General features: G+C 28.9%; 18 protein-coding genes. 10 read left to right on the forward strand and 8 right to left on the reverse strand.

Translation table 11 applies throughout. The annotated features are described in order from the left end of the window. Window positions 1-41: 41 nt before the first annotated feature. On the reverse strand, window positions 42-1,091 hold the full coding sequence (locus BUA86_RS06655) for a nucleoid-associated protein (protein ID WP_072931006.1): 1,050 nt from the start codon (window positions 1,089-1,091) through the stop codon (window positions 42-44). 228 nt (window positions 1,092-1,319) lie between these two features. On the opposite strand from BUA86_RS06655, the gene BUA86_RS06660 reads away from it, so the two are divergent. The 3 genes from BUA86_RS06660 to BUA86_RS06670 all read left to right on the forward strand — a co-directional run bounded on the left by BUA86_RS06660 (window position 1,320) and on the right by BUA86_RS06670 (window position 3,543). Further along, window positions 1,320-2,108 carry a DUF6515 family protein gene (locus BUA86_RS06660; RefSeq protein WP_072931008.1) on the forward strand — a complete coding sequence of 263 codons (789 nt, stop codon included), beginning with the start codon at window positions 1,320-1,322 and terminating at the stop codon, window positions 2,106-2,108. A 229-nt stretch (window positions 2,109-2,337) separates the two neighbouring features. Further along, window positions 2,338-2,721 (forward strand): START-like domain-containing protein, encoded by a 384-nt coding sequence (locus tag BUA86_RS06665; RefSeq protein WP_072931011.1) that lies wholly within the window; start codon window positions 2,338-2,340, stop codon window positions 2,719-2,721. Between the two features lie 12 nt (window positions 2,722-2,733). Next, window positions 2,734-3,543, forward strand: a complete 810-nt coding sequence (locus BUA86_RS06670; protein WP_072931013.1) for an aminotransferase class IV — start codon at window positions 2,734-2,736, stop codon at window positions 3,541-3,543. Window positions 3,544-3,550: 7 nt separating this feature from the next. On the opposite strand, the gene BUA86_RS06675 is transcribed toward BUA86_RS06670, so the two are convergent. Next, a complete protein-coding gene (locus BUA86_RS06675) occupies window positions 3,551-4,102 on the reverse strand; it encodes a YqgE/AlgH family protein (RefSeq protein WP_072931014.1) in 552 nt (183 codons plus the stop codon). 89 nt (window positions 4,103-4,191) lie between these two features. Between BUA86_RS06675 and pdxH the strand changes: the two genes are divergently transcribed. From pdxH to BUA86_RS06690, 3 genes are all read left to right on the forward strand, one after another. Beyond that, a complete protein-coding gene (pdxH, locus tag BUA86_RS06680) occupies window positions 4,192-4,839 on the forward strand; it encodes a pyridoxamine 5'-phosphate oxidase (protein WP_072931015.1) in 648 nt (215 codons plus the stop codon). Window positions 4,840-4,927: 88 nt separating this feature from the next. Continuing rightward, on the forward strand, window positions 4,928-5,710 hold the full coding sequence (locus BUA86_RS06685) for a M15 family metallopeptidase (protein WP_072931016.1): 783 nt from the start codon (window positions 4,928-4,930) through the stop codon (window positions 5,708-5,710). Between the two features lie 63 nt (window positions 5,711-5,773). After that, window positions 5,774-6,346 (forward strand): hypothetical protein, encoded by a 573-nt coding sequence (locus BUA86_RS06690; protein ID WP_072931017.1) that lies wholly within the window; start codon window positions 5,774-5,776, stop codon window positions 6,344-6,346. Between the two features lie 36 nt (window positions 6,347-6,382). Here BUA86_RS06690 and BUA86_RS06695 read toward each other — a convergent pair whose 3' ends face one another. Both BUA86_RS06695 and BUA86_RS06700 read right to left on the reverse strand, forming a co-directional pair. Next, the gene (locus tag BUA86_RS06695; protein WP_072931018.1) at window positions 6,383-6,994 is read right to left on the reverse strand and encodes an alpha-ketoglutarate-dependent dioxygenase AlkB family protein; all 612 of its coding nucleotides are present in this window, start codon (window positions 6,992-6,994) and stop codon (window positions 6,383-6,385) included. Between the two features lie 54 nt (window positions 6,995-7,048). Continuing rightward, window positions 7,049-7,396 (reverse strand): hypothetical protein, encoded by a 348-nt coding sequence (locus BUA86_RS06700; RefSeq protein WP_072931019.1) that lies wholly within the window; start codon window positions 7,394-7,396, stop codon window positions 7,049-7,051. A 90-nt stretch (window positions 7,397-7,486) separates the two neighbouring features. On the opposite strand from BUA86_RS06700, the gene lpdA reads away from it, so the two are divergent. From lpdA to BUA86_RS06715, 3 genes are all read left to right on the forward strand, one after another. Further along, window positions 7,487-8,878: a dihydrolipoyl dehydrogenase gene (gene lpdA, locus BUA86_RS06705; protein WP_072931474.1), complete on the forward strand. Its 1,392-nt coding sequence runs from the start codon at window positions 7,487-7,489 to the stop codon at window positions 8,876-8,878. 149 nt (window positions 8,879-9,027) lie between these two features. Then, entirely contained in the window at window positions 9,028-9,810 is a 783-nt protein-coding gene (locus tag BUA86_RS06710; protein WP_072931022.1) for a T9SS-dependent surface endonuclease, AS87_RS02955 family, read from the forward strand. 195 nt (window positions 9,811-10,005) lie between these two features. Then, a complete protein-coding gene (locus BUA86_RS06715) occupies window positions 10,006-10,782 on the forward strand; it encodes a T9SS type A sorting domain-containing protein (RefSeq protein WP_072931024.1) in 777 nt (258 codons plus the stop codon). An 88-nt stretch (window positions 10,783-10,870) separates the two neighbouring features. On the opposite strand, the gene BUA86_RS06720 is transcribed toward BUA86_RS06715, so the two are convergent. Together BUA86_RS06720 and uvrA are read right to left on the reverse strand one after the other, a co-directional pair. Then, window positions 10,871-11,347 (reverse strand): GNAT family N-acetyltransferase, encoded by a 477-nt coding sequence (locus BUA86_RS06720; RefSeq protein WP_072931027.1) that lies wholly within the window; start codon window positions 11,345-11,347, stop codon window positions 10,871-10,873. 50 nt (window positions 11,348-11,397) lie between these two features. After that, window positions 11,398-14,199 carry an excinuclease ABC subunit UvrA gene (gene uvrA / locus BUA86_RS06725; protein WP_072931029.1) on the reverse strand — a complete coding sequence of 934 codons (2,802 nt, stop codon included), beginning with the start codon at window positions 14,197-14,199 and terminating at the stop codon, window positions 11,398-11,400. Between the two features lie 170 nt (window positions 14,200-14,369). Here uvrA and prmC point away from each other — a divergent pair, with 170 nt between their 5' ends. Beyond that, a complete protein-coding gene (gene prmC / locus BUA86_RS06730; RefSeq protein ID WP_072931031.1) occupies window positions 14,370-15,194 on the forward strand; it encodes a peptide chain release factor N(5)-glutamine methyltransferase in 825 nt (274 codons plus the stop codon). Here the strand turns inward: prmC and BUA86_RS06735 are convergent. Together BUA86_RS06735 and BUA86_RS06740 are read right to left on the reverse strand one after the other, a co-directional pair. Next, complete coding sequence (locus BUA86_RS06735) at window positions 15,191-15,955, reverse strand: LytR/AlgR family response regulator transcription factor (protein WP_072931033.1); 765 nt, start codon at window positions 15,953-15,955, stop codon at window positions 15,191-15,193. The two genes, prmC and BUA86_RS06735, sit on opposite strands and share 4 nt — an antisense overlap. Window positions 15,956-16,017: 62 nt before the next feature. Then, complete coding sequence (locus BUA86_RS06740; RefSeq protein WP_072931034.1) at window positions 16,018-17,337, reverse strand: RagB/SusD family nutrient uptake outer membrane protein; 1,320 nt, start codon at window positions 17,335-17,337, stop codon at window positions 16,018-16,020. Window positions 17,338-17,350: the final 13 nt, after the last annotated feature.

Below are 17,350 nucleotides of genomic sequence, written 5' to 3' on the forward strand. Positions count from 1 at the left end.
GAATTTCGATTCTCGAAATTCGTATTGTTTTTTTTGTTTTTTTATTGTTCAGAGTTAAAAAATACTTTATAATAATACATTTTCTTTTCTTCATCAAAACCTCTCTCCAAATATTCTTCTGCAGCATCAGGATTTGTTAAATCAAGCTTAATGTTAATCTTCGTATCTAATTTTATTTCACTCTTTATTTTTTTAGATTCCTTCATTAAAGTAGGAACAGAAACTTCAAAAGATTCTACAAATTCTACTCTATTATTTTCGCTGTAGTCTTTTTTATAATCTTTAAAATCGTCTATCAATTCAAATGGTTTAAGAACCTGTTCTTCCAAAATCTCATTAGTTACAAATTCATTTGTATTTAAAACATTTATCGAATTAGAAATAAACTCTGCTTGTTGTTTTTTATCTGTTTTATCTAATAAGAAATCATTAGAAAAATCAGTAATTAACTCCATGTATTTCTTTGTGTGATAATTATTATCTTTTATCAAATCTATTTCTAGGAAATTCTTTTTCCAGTATTCAGATTCAACATTTTTATCATCTATAGAAAAAACTCGGAAACCTTCGTCTCTGTGCACATCTAGTATTAAACATGCTTTGTCTATACCTTCAAGCTTATAACCTTTCCAGATATTATAATCTAAACCTTTAGATTCATCGAAACGTAAAAACTTTTTCTTATTTTCTAATTTATAAATTCCTATTCCACGACATGGTATTCCGTCAAACATCATATTTTCAAATAATGCGACAAACACTTCACCACTTTTTATTTGTGGATGTAATGATTTTTCGTATAAATGACTTAGCACCTCTTGTGAGAAATCTACAAAGTCTACTTCTTCATCAAACATTTGCTTACACTGATTATACAAAACATTAAATTCTAATTTCTCTGTATAATGTGTAAAACGATTTATTTCTAACGATTTTCTAAAAGGACTTAATAAAAAAGGAACCAATTGTTCTTCTTTCGCTTCATCATATTCGATTGTTTGATCTGCAAAAATATTTGCTTCTTCACGAACCTTATGTCCTACTTTTTGTAAAGTTATAAAAGCTATATAAGCATTTTTAACGTCAACCATTGTTTAAATTTTCTAAGAAAACAAAAGTAATGAATTTAAAAATCAATACAAATCTTGAAACAGAATAAAAAAATAGACAATATTGTTAAACAAACTAGTTAATACAATTAATTCATTTACAAATAATTATATAATCAAGAATTATTACATGCATTAAAATGAAGAAATTCTTGTAAAAATTGGCATAGAAATAGTATATATAAAGTTGTTATAATAAATGATAATAACATGAAAAAGATTCGATTTACAATTTTAGGATTAGCTTTTACTGCAATGTTTGCAATTGGAGTAAATGCGCAAGAAAGAGGTTCGAGAGGAGAAAGAAATGCTAGAGAATCTCATGTAAAAAATAAACGTTCGGAAGTTTCAAGAGATAAGGCGCGACAAAATAATCACGATAAAAACGTTTGGAATAAAGATAGTAGAATAAAAAGAGTTGAGCCTACTAGAAAAGTTAATACGACAAATAAAGATTGGAACCGAGATAGTAGAATAAAGCGTGTTGAACCAAAAAGAAAAGTTACTACTCCAAGTAGAAATAATTCGTTAGGTAATCGCGATTTTCATAAAAATCCGGTGAGAATAAATTCTCGTGATGTTTCAAGAAGTACTCGACCAGTAACAAATATTAATATTGGAAATTATAAAAAGCATAAACACAACAACGTTAATTTTTACTCTAATAAAGGTATCTATTATCGTAATTATAATAAAGGTTATGCACGATATATTCCATCAAATGGATTCAGAATTAATGTTTTACCAATCGGATATTCAACAATAAATTTAGGTAATCGTAATCCTTATTACTTCTACGAAGGTGTTTATTATAGACCTTACAAAAGTTATTACGAAGTAGTACAAGCTCCTATAGGAGCAATCGTTTATGGCTTACCATCTGGCTACGAACGTGTAAGGTTTAGCGGTGAATATGTGTATGAATTTGGTGGAACATTATACCAAAGAATAAATCATAAAGGAAATAGAGCTTATCAAGTAATCGGTTATTTAAGCTAAATTTTAAATGAAAATAAATAATGGCGGAGTTAGAAATAACTTCGCCATTATTGTTTTAAAACTATTCTAAACAGCTTTAAATCTTAAAATTAGAGTAATAATTATCTAATAAAGAATTTTTAATTTTTGCAAAGGTAATTTTTTTCAATTTTTACTGCAAAACTAATTTTGATTTTCTTTTGGTAGATTCAATTCATTTTATATCTTGCGACTTCAATTAAATAGAATTATGCCAAAAAAGAAATACCAAATAGAATTTTCAATAAAATCTTCACCTTCACTATTATACAACTATATTTCTAACCCTTCTGGCCTATCAGAATGGTTTGCAGATAATGTAAATTCTCGTGGAGAAAAATATACATTCATTTGGGACGGACACGAAGAATCTGCTTTTTTAATGAAATCTAAGCAAGATGGATATGTACGTTTTCAGTGGGAATACGATGAAGACACAAAATATTTCTTTGAATTAACGATTGTTGAAGATGATTTAACAAACGATGTTTCATTAGTTATTACAGATTTTGCTGATGAAGACGAAGTAGAAGAATCAAAACAATTATGGGAAAGTCAAATTGAAGATCTTAAAAAAATCTTAGGATCTGTTTAAAAATCTATTATTTTGAAAATTAATTTAGGTGGCATTATCACTGAAAAAGCAACTGCAACAATTCACATTCAGAATAAAGCTTTTTTAAATGGTGATGCTGTAAAGGAAATTTTACGATTTGTTGATGGAGAAATTATAGATTGGGAGGATCATTATTTTAACTTAATGGCTTCTATGCGAATTTTTCGCATGAATATTCCTTTAGATTTTACTCCAGAATTTTTTCAAGAACAAATTCACGCATTAGCAAAAGCAAACGAAGCTAAAAACGGTAAAATAGCTTTTTTTGTTTTTAGAAATGATGAAGAAGATTATTTAAAATCATCAATAAATTATATTGTTTCTTTAGAAAGTTCTGATAATAAATGGGAGTTTTTAACTTCTGAAAATAAAATTTATGTTTACAAAGATTACAGTGTTAACACAGCTTTTTATTCGTTAGTAAATTCTCATAAACCAGAAGAAAATATCGCCGAAATATATCGTTTAGAAAATGATTTTGCAGATATTATTTTGTTGAATATTAATAAACGAATGGCAAGATCTTTAAAAGGAAGTATTTTCTTAATTAATGATAATAAAATTCGTACACCAAAAAAAGAAGAAGGTGTAATTACAAGTGTTTTAAGAAATAACTTAATTTCTAAAATTAATAAAAGTGAAGAATTTGAAGTTGAAGAAACAGATATTTTTCCTTTTGAAATACAGAAAGCAGAAGAAGTTTTTATTTTGATTGATGGAGTTGGAATATTACCAATAACAAAAAATCGTAAGAAAATTTATTCAACAGAAAAAACAAGATTGATTTTTAATCATTTATAAAATCATCTTAATTCATAGACGGATCAGCGGGAGTGTTAACCCAAATAAGGTTCTCACCTCCTAGCTGTTTCATTAATTTCTTCCACAAATCAGAACTCCAATTCTCAAAAATATCAAAATCTAAATCTGTTATTTCCCAAGAATTATCTTTAAGCTCATTAATAATCTGATTAGGAGACCAACCACAATATCCAATCATAAATTTTATTTCGTTGTCTTTAATCAATTTCTGATTCACAGCAATTTTTACATCTTCATAAACTCCAGACCAATAAACATTATCAGCAATTTTTTCGCTGTTCTTAATTAAATCAGGTCGCTTATGGATATAATAAATATTTTCTTTGTCAACAGGCCCACCTTCATAAACTAATGCACCCGACTCTACTTCGGATACAAAAATACTAATAGGTAAATTTGTAGAACGATTGATAATAAAACCAATACTTCCAGAATCAATATGTTCTGTAATCAAAACAACACTCCTTTGAAAAATATCATTAGTTAATGTTGGTTTTGCTACTAGAATAGTTCCTTTTTTTATACTTTTGATAGACATTTATATAATGTATTTTTTGGTTAGTTTAATAACTAAAAAGTGATGGATTATAATTGGCATTATTTTTTAAAAATATAAATAAAATATTAATGAAACAAGATTTAAGTTATAAAAGAAAAGTTTACGAAAAACAATCGATGAATTTTGATTCGTTAAGACATAATCCTATCGAACAATTTAGAGATTGGTTTTTACAAGCAGAAGAATCTGATGGTGTTGATGAAGCAAACGCAATGACTGTTGCTACAATTGGTGAAGATGGATTTCCTAGAACGAGAGTTGTTTTATTAAAAAGATATACTGACGAAGGTTTTATTTTTTATACCAATTATAACAGCCAAAAAGGAAAAGCTTTAGAGAATAACCCAAATATTTGTTTATCTTTTTTTTGGCCTTTCTTAGAAAGACAAATTATTATAAAAGGAATTGCAGAGAAAACATCAGATAATAATTCTGATGGTTACTTTGAAACTAGACCAAGAAGTAGCCAATTAGGTGCTTGGATATCGGATCAAAGTTCTATTATTGATGAACATGCAGATTTGGCAGAAGAAGAACTACAACTTGAAAAAAAATATGAAGGACAAGAAATTCCACGACCAGCACATTGGGGAGGTTTTTTGGTTCGACCAACAGAAATAGAATTTTGGCAAGGACGTCCTAGTCGCTTACACGATAGAGTTCGTTATGTTCTACAAAAAGATTTCGATTGGAAAAAGGAACGTTTAGCTCCTTAGTTTTAGAAAAAATTTAACAAAATTCATTTAAAGTAACTTTAAATTTATTTTTTACTTTTGAAATAATAACTCAATATTCTACTTCAATATGTACAATAATAATATTATAAAATATTCTTTTTTAGCAACAGTTCTACTTGTTTTAAATACAAGTTGTGCTTTTGGAAGCAACGAAAAAACTAATCAAGAAGATAATACAGAAAATATGGCAGATTCTATTAATTCTACATTTACAACTGATGAATTAATAGGAAAAGGAAATCCCAATTTAGTAGGTAAAAATTATAAATTATTACCAGAAGTTGCTAAACAGTTCGAATTAATGAAAGCTGAAGCAAAAAAAGCTGGTTTTAATATTCATGTTGTTTCTAGTTATAGAAACTTTAGTTATCAAACTGGAATTTGGGAAAGAAAATACAAAGCGAATCAGGCTAAAAAGCTTGATGCAAAGAAAAACATCGATAAAATAATCGAATATTCTACAATTCCAGGAACATCTCGTCATCATTGGGGAACTGATTTTGATATTATAGATGCCACTAAAGGAATCCCTAGCGATCCATTAAACGAAAAACATTTTAATGAAGGAGGGTCTATGCATAAATTTAAATTATGGTTAGATGAAAACGCATCTAAATATGGTTTCTATTTAGTTTATACAGATAGTCCTACAAGAAAAGGATTTAAATACGAACCATGGCATTTTAGCTATAAAGCTATTTCAGAACCAATGTTGCAAGCATATAATAAATTAGATATTAAAAAAATATTACAAGAGAATAAATTAATGGGAAGTGAAAATTTTTCTGATGAATTTATTAAAAAATATAAAAATGATAACATTCTGGATATCAATCCAAAATTAAAATAAAAAAAGCTCCATTTTGGAGCTTTTTTTGATGGAATAAAAATACCTAACTATAAAACCAATTTTATGAAAGTTAAATTATTTATTCTAGCATTTTATAGTATTCTACAAACATTATTTGCAAATGATGTAATTGTAAAAGATTTTGATGGTGATAATAAATTAGATAAAGTTTATATTAATCATACATCTAATACGATTATATATCTTTTATCTAGTTGTGACTACTTAGAAAAACAAAGTTTATCTTTCTCTAAATTAAGTAAAGATACAAAGCTAATAGAGACAAAAAATGGATTTAAATTGGAGAATAATATCGATAATATTCTTTATTCATCTTACTTTAAATTCAATAAAGAACATAAAAATTTAGAGTTAGTTGGTATTAACCGTAAAATAAAATCTCTTAATAACGAGTTTGAAAATGGAGAATCTAGTTATAAATTTTCTACACAAGAACTTGTTGCAAAATGGAATTACATTAGCAAAACGACCAAAGAAATGGTTTCTATGCCAACATTAAAAACAAAATTGATTTTAAATAAAGTGCATTTAGATGCATTTAATGATGAATTCTTAATAAAATTTGCCGAAAAAATATCATCAATTTATAAAACAGAAATTTCAAAATTAGATTAGTAATTAATATTTTTTAGCAATCTTTATTTATTATTTCTACTCTTCATCAATAGTCCTGAATGTTAGATTAATTCTTGGAGAAAATATTTTTTTTGTTGGTGGTAATCGATGTAGCCAATAATCTTGTGTTTCACCTTTCATCACTAATAAACTTCCACTTGCTAAATTTAATGAAACGACTTCTTTTGTTTCTTTATGTTTAAAAGCAAATTTACGTTCAGCTCCAAAACTTAGTGAACCAATAGCTCCATGACGTTTTAGTTGTTTTTCTCCGTCACTGTGCCATGCCATTCCTTCAGAACCATCGTGATATAAGTTTAGCAAACAAGAATTATAAGTTTCGCCTGTCTTCTCCTCTACTATTTTTTTCAATTTAAGTAAAGTTTCTGTCCAAACTAAAGCTGTTTTGGTAACATTAGAATAAGTATAAGAAAATGGAATATCTCCGTACCAAGCTATTTTACGTTTTGTTTCGATTAATTTTCCAAATATAACAGCTTGATCATTTTTCCATTCAATTTCCTGTAATAAAATAGAATAATAATCATTCGCTTCTTGATCAGACATTATTTGTCCAAAATAATTTACAATTCCATCTTTTGGTAAAAGATTTTGATTACCATCAAATAAGTCATTAAATAAGTCCATAATTCAAAAAATTAGAATGAAAGATTGTATGTATAAATAAAAAAACGCAACGATTTATTTCGTTGCGTTTTCATTTAAATAAGATTCAAATTTTAATCCTGCTATATTGTACGGATCAAATCCATTGTATAAATCTGTTATTAATTGTTTTACTTGAAAATAGGTAAAAAGAGTAGAATATGAAGCTTGTTCTTCATAAACAGGGATTTCTACCAAAAACAAAAAACGATCATACTTTGATATTTGAACAGTATTTCTATCTTGATTTACAAAACCTATGTAACTACCATCGTAATCTGGTAGGTTATGAAAAATCTCAATAGCTTGTGAGAAACTACCTTCTAAAGGTAATTCTGTTTCGACCGTTAAGTCGTCTGCATAATTTTCAAAGAATATTTTCACAATACAAAAGTAAGAAATTTTAATCTATTTTTCAGATTTGCTTTTATTTCGTTTTATAATTATTAAATTTACAATCAAATTATGGAAAAAATGAGTTACGACATTATAGTTATTGGAAGTGGTCCTGGTGGATACGTTGCAGCAATTAGAGCTGCGCAATTAGGTAAAAAAGTAGCAATCGTAGAAAAAGCTGAATTAGGTGGTATTTGTTTAAACTGGGGATGTATCCCAACAAAAGCCTTATTAAAATCGGCTCAAGTATTTAAATATTTGAATCATGCAGAAGATTTTGGAATTAATCTTCCTTCAGATATTTCTTTCGAATTCGGAAATGTAGTATCTCGTAGTAGAGGTGTTGCAGATAGAATGAGCAAAGGTGTTCAGTTCTTAATGAAAAAGAACAAAATTGAAGTGATTCAAGGTGAAGCAAAAGTTTTACCAGGTAAAAAAGTAAAAGTTACATCTGCAGATGGTTCTTCTAAAGAGATTTCTGCTGAAAATATAATTATTGCTACAGGAGCTCGTTCTCGCGAATTACCTGCAATACCACAAGACGGTAAAAAAGTAATTGGATATCGTGGTGCTTTAGCAATGGAGAAACAACCAAAATCTTTAATAGTAGTTGGTTCTGGAGCAATTGGAGTTGAGTTCGCTCATTTCTATAATACATTAGGAACAGAAGTTACTATTGTAGAATATTTACCAAGAATTGTACCTGTAGAAGATGAAGATATCTCTAAACAATTACAATTATCTCTAAAAAAATCTGGAATTAATATTTTAACTAACGCTGAAGTAACTGGTGTTGATACATCTGGAGAAGGTGTTAAAGCAACAGTAAAAACTGCTAAAGGTGAAGAAGTATTAGAAGCTGATGTTTTATTATCGGCTGCTGGAGTTGTTCCAAATACAGAAAATATAGGTTTAGAAGAAGTTGGTATTGCTACAGAAAGAGGAAAAATTGTAATTAACGATTTTTGTGAAACTTCTGTAAAAGGATATTATGCAATTGGAGATGTTGTAAAAGGAGCAGATTTAGCTCACTTAGCATCTGCACAAGGTATTTTATGTGTTGAGCATATCGCTGGTGAAAAAGTAGAACCTATTGATTACGGAAACATTCCTGGATGTACATACTGTTCTCCAGAAATTGCATCTGTTGGTCTTACAGAAGCTAAAGCAAAAGAAGCTGGTTACGAAGTAAAAGTTGGTAAATTCCCATTCTCTGCAAACGGTAAAGCTGTTGCAAATGGAGCTGCTGACGGTTTTGTAAAAGTTGTTTTTGATGCAAAATATGGTGAGTGGTTAGGTTGTCATATGATTGGAGATGGTGTTACAGAAATGATTGCAGAAGCAGTTGTTGCACGTAAATTAGAAACTACTGGTCATGAAATTATGAAATCTGTTCACGCACATCCAACAATGGCAGAAGCTATTATGGAAGCTGTTGAAGATGCTTATGGACATGCAATTCACATTTAATCAATAGATTATAATAATAAAACTAGAAAAGCAACTCTTACGAGTTGCTTTTCTAGTTTTAACAAATTGTTAACTTTGATAAAATAGTGTGTAGTTTATACCTACTTGACATAAATTAGCGTCATAAACAATTTAATATATACTTCGATATGAAAAAATTTTATTCTTTAATTGCAGTTGCTGCTTTAGCTTCTGTATCTTTTGGACAAGAAAAAACAATTATTGATGAAGGTTTCAGCTTCGCTCAAGGAATTGGTGCTAATGATGGAATTTGGAACAGTACAGCTGGTAGTGGAACTGGTAATACTATTGCTGATGGTGTACACGCTTCAGGTTTTTCATTTATTAAATCTTATGCAGCAAATTCTGCTATAAAATTAGGTACTGGTAGTGCAAAAGGAGAAATAACAAGTCCTGCTTTCACTGGTATAGTAGGTGGAAATGCTACAGTTACTTTTCAATCAGCTGCTTGGAATGGTGCTAATGAAAAAACAACTTTAGTTATTGAAATCTTAAACGGAGGTACTGCTGATTTAGCTGAAATAACATTAGGAAAAGGATCTTTTACTACTTACACAATTAATGTAACTGGAGCTAATGCTAATACTCAAATTAATGTTGCAGCAAAAGATGCTGCTAGTAATAGATTTTTTATCGATTCTTTTAAAGTAACAACTCAAAGTACTTTAGGAACAATTGATTACACTGAAGCTTCTAAAGCAGTTGCTAATACATTATGGACTAACACAGCTTCTTTCAATGTAAAAGATCAAGCTAATGTAGAGGTTTACAACATCAATGGACAATTAGTAAAATCTTTCCAAGTTAAAGGAACTCAAACTGTAAATGTTTCTGACTTAGTAAAAGGTGTTTACGTTGTAAAAACAACTTCTAACGGAAAAACTTCTACTCAAAAAGTAGTTAAAAAATAATTTTCTAAAAAAGAAAATTTATAAAATTAATAGCTGTAGCAATCTAGTATTGTTACAGCTTTTTTTATTGAAATAACGAGAGAATCATTTTAAATTTTGAGTAACTTAAAATGTTATATAAATTAAGTATTTAAACTTCTTTCACTTGATATCTTTTTATATAAATTAGTACAATTACATACCTAAAAAATTTATATGAAAAAACTCTCTACCTTATTTTTGAGTCTGACATTAACTACAATATCATATGCTCAACAAAATTTAGTTGAAAATCCAGGTTTTGAAACAGGAGAATTTTCTCCATGGAAAAAAGGTCCGACAGCACGTTATACCGAACCTAATATTTCATCTACAAATTCTTATAATGGCTCTTATCATGCAACTTATATAGATTCACCACTTAATGGTTTTTATCAAGATGTTGAAATATCAGCAAATACAACATATACGCTGTCTTTTTGGTATAAAGCTTATGGCTCAGGATTAGGAGCCAGATTATGGAGTAACTTTATATCTGTAACCAATACAACTATAAATCTAACTACTTCAAATAGAGATAATCCTTTAAGAAACAACAACAGATATCTACCCAAAACTGAAGAATGGAGACAACATACTGTAGTATTTACCTCTCCTATTAATATTATAAAGCTTAGATTAGCGATTAGATCATATGTTAATTCAACAGTTTCGTTTGATGACTTTTCTTTAATAGAAGGTACTTTATCTACTGTTGATCATAATGATTTTCAGAAAAAAGTTAAAATGAATACAATTATTTCTGATAAATTAGTTCTTACATTGCCATCAAAATCGACTGTAAATATTTATACCCTTAATGGTGAATTAATTTCTTCTGACCGTATTAATAATGGTGAATTTATAAATACACAATCTTTATCAAAAGGTGTTTATATAGCGACTGTAGACAATGGTTTATCTAAAGTTACTCAAAGAGTAATTAAAAAATAATTTTAAAAATAAAAACCTGTAGATTACTTAATACTACAGGTTTTTATTTTTTAGACTTGTACTTTTTACATTATCTAATGGCCCAAATCTACAACTCAAGATTCATCCAAATTGTACAAGAAAAATGACCCGTATCTCCTAGCCTTTCATTTAAAGAAATAAATCCTAATTTTTCATAAGCAGAAACAGCAGCACTAAGTTCCGGTAATGTTTCTAAATAAATATTGTTATAACCAGATTGTTTAGCAAATGCAATACATTCTAACATTAACATTTTTCCAATTCCTTTTCCTCTTGATGCAGATGACATATACATTTTTACTAATTCTACTGTATCATTCGGTAGTCCTTTTGTTGGATAAATTCCTGCTCCTCCAATAATTTCTCCATTTTCTTCTGCTACAAAATAAGCAGAATTATCTATTTGAAATGATTGAAATAATCGATCTGTACTTTCATCAAAATAAGCTGTTCCAGGAATATTAAGGTTAAACTCCTCTAAACTAGTTCTTAATATATTTGCCATTGCAGCATTATCCTCTAATCTTATTCTTCTTATTATCATTTTTACTTATATGCTTTAATATCTGAAAAGATACCATAAAAAAGAGAAGCTTAAAGCTTCTCTTTTAAAAATTTTCCGGTATATGATTCTTTTACTTTTACAATTTGTTCTGGTGTTCCTTCAGCAACCAAATAACCTCCGTTCTTTCCTCCTTCTGGTCCAAGGTCTACTACCCAATCGGCTACTTTTATAATATCCATATTATGTTCTATTACAAAAACCGAATGACCCAAATCTATTAAAGCTCTTAAGGCTTTAATTAATTTCTGTATATCATGAAAATGTAATCCTGTAGATGGTTCATCAAAAATAAATAACGTTTTATTCGTTGTTTCTCCTTTCGTTAAGAAAAAAGCTAACTTAACACGTTGTGCTTCTCCACCAGAAAGTGTATTAGAAGATTGTCCTAATTTTACATATCCTAAACCAACATCTTGTAAAGGTTTTAATTTCTCTACAATTTTCTTTTGATTATGCTCATCAAAGAAACTAATTGCATCGTCAATTGTTAAATTTAAAATATCAGAAATTGATTTCCCTTCAAATTTAACTTCTAAAACTTCTTTCTTAAAACGCTCTCCATGGCAATCCTCGCAAAGTAACTCTACATCTGCCATAAATTGCATTTCTATAGTTATCGTTCCTTCACCTTTACACGTATCGCAACGTCCTCCATCTACATTAAATGAAAAGTGTTTTGCTTGGAAGCCCATTACTTTACTTGCTTTTTGAGAAGCAAATAAATTTCGAATATCATCGTAGGCTTTTACATACGTCACAGGATTAGAACGAGAAGATTTTCCTATAGGATTTTGATCTATTAATTCTATTCCTTCTAACTTTCTTATATCACCAACTAGTTCATCGAAATCTCCAATTTTATTCCCAAAAATTTCGAAATTACGCTGAATAGCTGGAGCTAAAATATCTTTCATTAATGTTGATTTTCCTGAACCAGAAACTCCTGTAATTACAGTTAGTTGATTCAATGGAAACTTAACATCTATATTTTTTAGGTTATTTTCTCTAGCGCCAGTAACTTTTAGAAAATTAGGAGATTTAAGTCGCTGTTTAGGAACTTCTATTTCCATTTTTCCATTAAGATATTGAGACGTTAAAGTATTTGCTTTTAATAACTCTTTATATGTTCCTTCAAAAACTACTTCACCTCCATTAGTTCCTGCTTCTGGACCAATATCAATAATGTAATCTGCAGCCTTCATAATATCTTCATCATGTTCTACCACAATTACAGTATTTCCTAAGTCGCGTAAGCGTTGTAATATTGTAATAAATTTTTCTGTATCACGAGAATGTAAACCAATAGAAGGCTCATCTAAAACATACATAGAACCTACCAAACTACTTCCTAAAGAAGTTGCTAAGTTTATTCTCTGAGATTCTCCTCCAGAAAGTGTGTTAGAAGCTCTGTTCAACGTTAAATATTCTAAACCTACATCTAGTAAAAAAGTTAAGCGAGAATTAATTTCATAAATTATTCTTCCAGCAATTTGCTGATCGTATTCATTAAATTCTACTTTAGAAAAGAAATCATATAATTCATTTAAAGGTAAATCGACCAAATCGTTAACCGACTTGTCTGCAATTTTCACAAAATTGGTTTCTTTTCGTAAACGTTTTCCTTTACATGTAGGACAAATTGTCTTACCTCTGTATCGAGAAAGCATTACACGATATTGTATCTTGTAAGTATTCTCTTCTACCATTTTGAAGAAACCGTCTAAACCTTCCCAATTCTTATCGCCACGCCATAAATAATCTTTCTGTTCTTCTGTTAATTCAAAATAAGGTTTATGAATAGGAAAATCTACTTTTTGAGCCACTTTAATAAAATCCATCTTCCATTCGCTCATCTTCTCTCCTTTCCATGCTACAACAGCATCTTCGTAAATAGATAAAGATTTATTAGGAATAACTAAATTTTCTTCAATCCCAATAACTTTTCCGTAACCTTCGCAAGTAGGACAAGCTCCGTAAGGATTATTAAAACTAAAAAAGTGGATATTTGGTTCATTAAAAATTAAACCATCTGCCTCAAATTTATTTGAGAAATATTGAACCGATTTATTTTCAACGTTTACTAAACTTACATCTCCTTTTCCTTCGAAAAAAGCAGTTTCTATAGAATCTGCTAAACGGTGGTAAAATGATTCTTCATCTTCTGTTGGTAAAGCAATACGATCTATAACTAAATGAACATCGTTTTCGGGTTGAGGCTCAAAATTAAATGAAATTAAATCTTCTATTTTTACTTGATTTCCATCTACACTTAATCTTGTAAAACCTTGTTGTTGTAAAATATTTAAATGCTCAGAAAATGTACGTTCTTCTGGAACTACTAATTTTATTTGTAGAATAAATTTTGTTTCAGCATCAAATGTTTTTAAGTAATCTACAACATCTGTAACAGAATCTTTTTGTACTAATTCTCCTGTTATTGGCGAATATGTTTTACCTATACGTGCATATAACAACTTTAGATAATCGTAAACCTCTGTTGTTGTACCAACAGTAGATCTAGGGTTCGTAGAATTTACTTTTTGTTGAATGGCAATTGCTGGCGCAATTCCTTTGATATAATCTACTTGAGGTTTATCCAATTTACCTAAAAATTGTCTTGCATAAGAAGATAAACTTTCTACATAACGACGCTGACCTTCTGCATACAATGTATCGAAAGCCAAAGTTGATTTACCAGAACCAGACATTCCAGTAATAACAACTAATTTATTCTTTGGTATTGCTAAATCTATGTTTTTAAGATTATGCAATTTTGCACCTTTTATAAGGATAAATTCCTTTGGATCGAGTTGATTAATATCTTTTTTCATTGGAAAACAAAGGTAAGTTTTTTTAGAAACTATTTTAATTGATTAATAGATTTGTTTTTTAAGTTTTGATGTATTTAATTTTCAAATAAAAACATCAACATTCTAAGTTATCATAACTAAAAAAATAAGCATTTCAGTAGATAAATAGTACATTTGTAAAAAATAATGCAATGACTTTAGCTGAGCTAAAACAACACTTTATTACCGAATTAGAAACTATTTATGATAAAGATGAAAGTGAACAAATTTTTCTGATTTATCTTGAAGACAAATTTGGTTTACAATATACACCCCATAATAAGGTTGAGAAACTAGATGTAATTTTTTCTGATTTGGATAAATTGAAAAGTGGAATTCCTATTCAGCATATTACTGAAAAAGCATTTTTTTATGATGATTTCTTTTTTGTGAATCAACATACTTTAATTCCTCGCCCAGAAACAGAAGAATTAATAGAGATTATTAAAAATGATTACGTAAAAAATCCTCCTTCATCTATTATAGATTTAGGAACAGGGAGTGGATGTATTCCTATTTCTTTGAAAAAAATATTTCCAAATGCGAATGTTTCTGCTTTAGATGTTTCAGAAAAAGCATTGGAAGTTGCGGCTATTAATGCAAAGAATTTAAACACAGACATACTATTAATTCATCAAAATTTACTTGAAGATTTTAATTTAGATAGAAAGTTTGAAGTTATTATTTCTAATCCTCCTTACATTAGAAACTTAGAAAAAGAGGAAATGCACAAAAATGTTTTAGATTTTGAACCTCATCTAGCACTTTTTGTCGAAGATGATAATGCTCTTATTTTTTATGAAAGAGTTATTGCTTTTGCTGAAAACCATTTAACAGAAAACGGCGTTATTTACTGTGAAATTAATCAATATTTAGGAGAAGAAACAAAAACTTTATTTCTAACAAAATATAAAAATGTTCAGCTTATAAAAGATATTTCTGGGAATGATAGAATGATAAAGGCAACGAATAATTAATTCAATAACCAATTTTTCCATTCTGATAGTTGCATTTTACTTACCAAAATTTCTGTTTTAATTTCTGGTGAAGGTGATAATATGACTTCAATTTTTTGACTAGAATGTTTTACAACTTCTACAATTGCATCTCTGTTAATAATGTATTTACGATTGATTTTAAAGAATTTAGATGTGTCTAATTTTTCTATTAAATCCTTTACAGTATCATCATAAATATATGTCTTGTCTTCATTTGTGGTAATAAAAAGATGTTTACCAGATGCAAAGAAATAAGCAATATCTCTTTCATTTAATAAATGTAATTTATGACCATTAGAGACAGCTATTTTATGTAAAGTTGTTGTTTTAGAATTATTTTCTAATGTTGCCAGGGTATTTAAAGTAAGAGAAATGTCGAAATTAGAACGAATCGTTTCATACTTTGCTAATGCTTGATATAAATCTTCATCTTCAAAAGGTTTTAAGATATAATCTATCGTAAAATGCTTAAAGACTTTTAGCGCATATTCATCGTAAGCTGTCGTAAAGATAATAGGTGTTTTAACTTCTATTTCTTCAAAAATTTCTAGGCTTTTACCATCTCCAAGATGGATATCCATAAAAATTAAATCGACTGTATTTGTAGAAAAATAAGCAATAGCTTCTTTCTTAGAGCGTAAAATATCTAGTTCTGTAATCTCTATTATATTTTGTTCTTCTAAAAGCTGTTTTAAATAAGTAGCAGCTAATAATTCATCTTCTACAATTGCAATCTTCATTCCTGCAAAAGTATAAAAAAACCGCCTGATTTTTATGTCAGGCGGAATTTTAAAATAAAATGCTATAAATTTGGATTATTTAGCTTTGCTTGTTGAGGAATCTCAATCGTATATCTTACATCATTTTTCTGTAAAGTATATTCTACGCCGCTAATTGTATGAATTATCTGTTTTTGATTTGCTCGTCTTAAATCAAACCAACGTTGTCCTTCCAAAGCAAATTCTCGGTTACGTTCTTCTAAAATAAACTCCATAAATTGAGTTGCATTCATAGAAGTAACTTTTGTTTGCACATTTGCAAAACCTGTTGCTGTGTAACGGTTTTTCAAAACTTCATTTAACGTTGCTTTTGATTCTTCAAGGCGATTCGATTTCAACAAAGCCTCTGCTTTTATAAAGTATAATTCACTTACTCTAAAAGATGTTCTAAACTCAGAATTACCTCCTTTAATTACTTTGTAATCTGCTCCATTTTTCTCAAAATAAGTTTTGAAACGTAAATCATTTGTTTGATCGTAACTCGCTATTAATTCCTTAGATGCAGCTGTAGAATATCCTAAAGCGCTAATAAATGTATTATCTAAAGACAAAATAGCTTCTGGTGATGTATAATGATTTGGAACAATTTTCTCTGTATTTAAATTAACCAAAGTCTTATTGATACTTAAAGCTGTCTCAGCATTTTTCAACGCATCTTCCCAATTTTGTTGGTATAAGCTAATACGAGATTTAAATGCTGCCAATGCTCCTTTAGAGAAACGGTATCTTACTTTATCTGCTTGCTGATCTAAATTCATTAAAGCAGAAGATTTTTCGATATCAGCATTAACTTGAGCATAAACCTCTGCAACGCTAGATGCTGGTAAAGTTTTCTCTAAGTCTAATGATAAATTAATTGGCACACCACGATCAGAGCCAGCAGTAGAAGCCTGATAAGGTTTACCGTATAAGTTTACCAAATCAAAATAAGCATAAGCACGTAACGCATAGGCCTCTGCAAGAATTTGATCTTTTTCTGCTGAAGCTTCCATTGTTTGTTGCCCTTCATTTATAATTTGATTGGCATAGAATATAACAGAATAAAATGCTTCCCATTGAAATGGTGTTGTAGATTGATCCTGATTTGCATCTTTCCACATTACAATTTCTCTATAAGATAAAAAGTCTGTAGAATACTCATCTAAAATCAACTCATCTGTACGTAACGCAGTTAATGATTTATGTTGAGGATATTTAGAATATGCTGTTGTAATTACTTTACGATAATCGTCTACCGTTTTAGGAATAATTTTCCCTTCTGGTTCTATATCTAAATAACTATCACAACTAACCGCTGAAAAACTTGCAGCGAATACACTTAATAATATGATTATTTTTTTCATGTTTTTCTACTGT

Origin of the sequence: Chishuiella changwenlii, from assembly GCF_900142565.1 — a bacterium.
GTDB lineage: Bacteria > Bacteroidota > Bacteroidia > Flavobacteriales > Weeksellaceae > Empedobacter > Empedobacter changwenlii.